The sequence below is a fragment of the Acidithiobacillus sp. TH-A36 genome, from assembly GCF_057473445.1.
Map to the genome: position 1 here is coordinate 1 of NZ_JBYCKP010000592.1, position 4,100 is coordinate 4,100.

The following is a 4,100-nucleotide window of genomic DNA, read 5'->3' on the forward strand; positions in this document are numbered from 1 at the left end:
CGGCGGCAAGGACTATTCATTTCCGCATCATCTTCCACACATACGCGCCCAACCGGCTAATTGGGCAGGACAGGAAACCCCAATGGCTACGAACAGACAAGCACAAACCGATAGACAAAAAACAAAAAACGCCCAACCGGGAAAAATCGGCAAGGCCCCTAAAAAATCCGTGTTCCTTTGGACCTATAAAGACCCCAGCAAAAAAGGGGTGGTGCAGACGGGAGAAATTGAAGCGGTTTCGGTGACGACTGCCAAGGTGGCTTTACGCCAACGCGGGTTCAGAGACCGTTACCTCACCCTGACCAAACAGAAAGAATCCCTGCTCGGCGGTATCAAATCTGCCGATATCGTAGGGTTTCTCCAACAATTATCCACTTTGCAAAATGCCGGCGTCAGCCTTGTCGAATCCATGCAAATGCTCCGCTTGACCTCCAAAAAACCCGCCATGCGCAGCATGATTCAAAAAATGATGCGCAATCTGCAGGAAGGCAACCAGCTTTCCGATGCCCTGGCCCTGTTCCCGAAATACTTTGATGCGACGAGTGTCGCCCTGGTACGCGCCGGTGAACAAGGTGGTGTATTGGATACGGTATTACGGAACATCGCCGAGTACCGGGAAAAAGATTACAGCCTCAAGAAAAAAATCCGTTCCGCATTAATGTATCCCGGCATTACGGTGGCGGTCATGATTGTGGTCGTCATCATCCTGATGGTGAAGGTCATTCCGGTCTTCGCCAAACTGTTTCACAGCTTCAACGCCCAATTACCCGCCCTCACCCAAATCGTCGTCAATCTCTCCTACTGGCTGAAAGATCATGTGGTTTTCCTCATATTTGTTCCGGCGTTATTGATTGCGGCGCTCATCTGGGCCTACCGGCGTTCGTACAAGGTCCGCTGGCAGGTAGACCGCATCACGCTGCATATGCCGGTGATTGGCAAACTGCTGCTGTACGGTGCCACGGCCCGCTTCATGCAAACCCTGGCCTTACTGTATTCCGCCGGGGTCCCTATCCAGGAATCCATGAACACTCTGGCGAAAGTTTCTGGAAACACGGTCATTGATGCCGGAGTCGCCAAAGCGCGCGAGAGCGTACTCGCTGGTGGTCGGATTGCGGATGGGCTGAAAGAAACCTATTTGCCAGATCTTTCCGTCCGCATGCTCTCCATCGGCGAGTCTTCCGGCAATGTGGAACTCATGGCGAAAAAAACCGGAGAACATTACGCCGGAGAAGTGGAAGAAATGGTGGCCCGTATGTCCACCCTTTTAGAGCCTTTTATCATGATCATGCTTGGGGGCATTGTCGGTACCTTGGTCATCGCCATGTTTCTACCCATGCTGGATATGGGGAAGGCCATCCTGCACGGTTCGGGGGTGTCCTGATGGCGGGCATATTGCGTCCCAGAAAAATAGAGCCTGGATGCCTACAGCGTTGGGCGCGGAATGGCCGCGATCTATGGCAACGCCGTCCCGGCTTGCTTCTGCTCAATGCCCTCGTGATTTTTGGGGTGTCCGCGCTGGTGCCGCGCATTTTAGGGGTCCCTCTGCTCCTGGAAATCCCCCTGTCTGCCCTGTTTTTTGTGGAGTTGCGGGCGCTGGACCAGGGCGGACGGGGAGATTGGGCAACGATCTGGACCTTATTCCAGGGCAATCTCAAAGACATTGCGTATCTGACCCGCGACGCTTTTGTTTTTCTGTTTTTCATCGTGCTTCTTCTGTTTCTGAGTAGCGATGTGGTCCACGCTGGCGCAAGTGTTGCGCGCACTACAGCCGTTTTATCGCCGCTACAGCAATTGACCCAAAACCTGTTGCCCTGGTTGGGCAATGCCCTCTTCTCCGGTGTCGGTTGGGCCAGTTTGCTGGCCAGCCCGGTCAGTGGTCCACTCCTGTTCCTGACCTTGCTGCTGGGCCACGCACTACGCATGCATCTATACACTGCTTTTCAGGGCGCTTTTCTCAACCAAAAAATCACCATCGCCCTGTTATGCCTCAATATTCTGATTGGCCCCTTGGTGGGCAGCTTATCGCTGGTGCTTTTACCCCTGTTGGGACACACCATGACCGGCATTTTGCTGGAAATCCTGACCATTGGCCTGCTGCAGGTCCTCATCACGGTCGATTATTTATGGAGTCGGGAGATGTTTGAGGGCACAACAGAAAATGCGCCCTCTACCCTCAAATCGTCCAGCGCCGTAAAAGAAGAAGTCCCTTTAACGGTGGCGTCCATGGCTGGCCCCCCTGCAATGGGTTCGCACCCTGCAAAGGGTTCGCTGCTATGACTGACAGCCTGATACAGATCATCGAAATCACCGGAGCGCTCCTGGTCCTGAGCGGGATTTTTTTGTGGCGACACCGCCTCACGGAATCCCTCTGGGATGCCATGCTTTCCCTGTCCTGCGCTATTTCCGCCTGGGCGGCTACGGCGATGTTTCCCATTCCGTTTTTGCTACAGCGCGTCCTGCATGGCGGAACAGGGGCAATGAACCCTTTGGCGGTGTTATGGATGATGGTCGCATTCATCGGATCATCCGCACTGGCTTATGCCGCTTTTCGTCACCTACAGATGGCGGAGTGACGCCCTATGCATATGCCAATTATGTCCACCCATCCCAAAGAGCCGATTTACCCGGAAAGCGGCATGACCCTGATCGAAGTGCTGATTGCGATGGTGATTCTGTCGATAGGATTTCTGGCTATCGGCTATATGCAAATCAATGCGGCCCAATATGTGCGTCAATCCGCCATCAATAGCCGTGCAGCATTGATTACCAGTGCTATGCTGGCGGAGCTTTGGGGCGCTGGAAACCAGAGCATCCGTGAATTCAACGCGGTTAAGACATCCAGCCCGTCCACATGGCCCACATCGGGCATCCCCGCTCTGGACGTGTCTCGCTGGGCCAATCAATTACAAGAAACGCTGCCTGACGGTAAAGGCTCCGTTCAGATCCGTAATGCAGCCGGGAACGCTTGCACCCAACTCCCCTGCACGGCAACGGTGACGGTCACATGGTCCAGCATTTCCGGCACACAAACTCATACAGGCAGTGAATACCTTGTTGAACCGTGACCAGAATTCGCATGAACAGGGATTAACCCTGATTGAGTTGCTCGTGACTTTAGCGATTGCATCCATTATTGCTCTGGCTGTTTCCGAAGGGTTTATTTTCGGGGAATGGAATTTTTTACAGGACCAGACAACGGATAATATCGTGAACAGTGATCGCTATGCCTTGCAGGTGATCTCCAGTTATCTGAGCAATGCAGGCTACGGTTTCAGCGATATTGGTTGTCAAAATTTAAGCGCCTATGAACAAGGGTCTGTCCGTGCAGTTTCTGCCATTACCGTATCACCCAGCGGTACCCCCACCAGCAGTACACCACCACCCGTTTCACTGACCATCATCCGGAGCCGTTCGGATTATGCCGGCATACCGGTCGGACAAATGGTGCAGGACCCCCAACCGGCAAGCGCATCCTTCCATATCAGTGCTAATACTTCGGGCAATCAGGCAACCTGTCCCAGCATGATTCAGGGCGGCAATACCCTGATTGCGGCTTTTCCGCAAAACCAATGCGCCCTGATCACGGCCACCAGCGCGCCCGTCCTGAACGGTCAAGGGTCCTGCACGGTACCCTATAGTACGGGCAAAAACGGAGGCGGCACCTTATCGACCTTACTGCCGAACCTGACGTCGGCGGATATGGAAAATGCCTCTGTTTATGTCATGGGTAACCCCGCCTTGACCACCACCACTTTTTCCGTCACGGCGGGAACGGCTGCACAACCGGGAACCCTGCAAATCAGCACCAATGGCGGTCCTTCATCCTTATTCGCGCACCACATTGATGATATGCAAATCCTGTTTGGCTATAACCCCTCTGGCGGCAAAACCGTCACCCGGTACGGGTATTACGCGCCGCAATACGCCCAGGATATTCGTACCGCCAGCATTGCACTGGTAGCCAGCAGCCGGATAAAAATCGCCAGCATTGTAGCACCCACCAAGATTCCGCTTTTCCCAGCGATACCGGCCGATGAAAGTATCACCGGTCAAGCGTTACCGGCCTTGTATTACCGTCCGCCGGCAGGCACGACCCATCA

General features: G+C 54.0%; 5 protein-coding genes. All 5 read left to right on the forward strand.

The window, feature by feature from the left end:
• Positions 1-1,381 (forward strand): type II secretion system F family protein (locus tag AC2VLY_RS14935; protein WP_486922541.1); only part of this gene is annotated, 1,381 nt, incomplete at its 5' end.
• Positions 1,381-2,277, forward strand: a complete 897-nt coding sequence (locus AC2VLY_RS14940; protein ID WP_486922542.1) for a hypothetical protein — start codon at positions 1,381-1,383, stop codon at positions 2,275-2,277. The genes AC2VLY_RS14935 and AC2VLY_RS14940, both read left to right, overlap by 1 nt.
• Complete coding sequence (locus tag AC2VLY_RS14945) at positions 2,274-2,573, forward strand: hypothetical protein (RefSeq protein ID WP_142086122.1); 300 nt, start codon at positions 2,274-2,276, stop codon at positions 2,571-2,573. The genes AC2VLY_RS14940 and AC2VLY_RS14945 overlap by 4 nt, the downstream gene beginning before the upstream one ends.
• Before the next feature lie 6 nt (positions 2,574-2,579).
• Complete coding sequence (locus AC2VLY_RS14950) at positions 2,580-3,065, forward strand: prepilin-type N-terminal cleavage/methylation domain-containing protein (RefSeq protein ID WP_142086123.1); 486 nt, start codon at positions 2,580-2,582, stop codon at positions 3,063-3,065.
• Positions 3,052-4,100: PilW family protein (locus AC2VLY_RS14955; protein ID WP_486922543.1), on the forward strand; the 1,049-nt coding region annotated here is incomplete at its 3' end. The genes AC2VLY_RS14950 and AC2VLY_RS14955, both read left to right, overlap by 14 nt.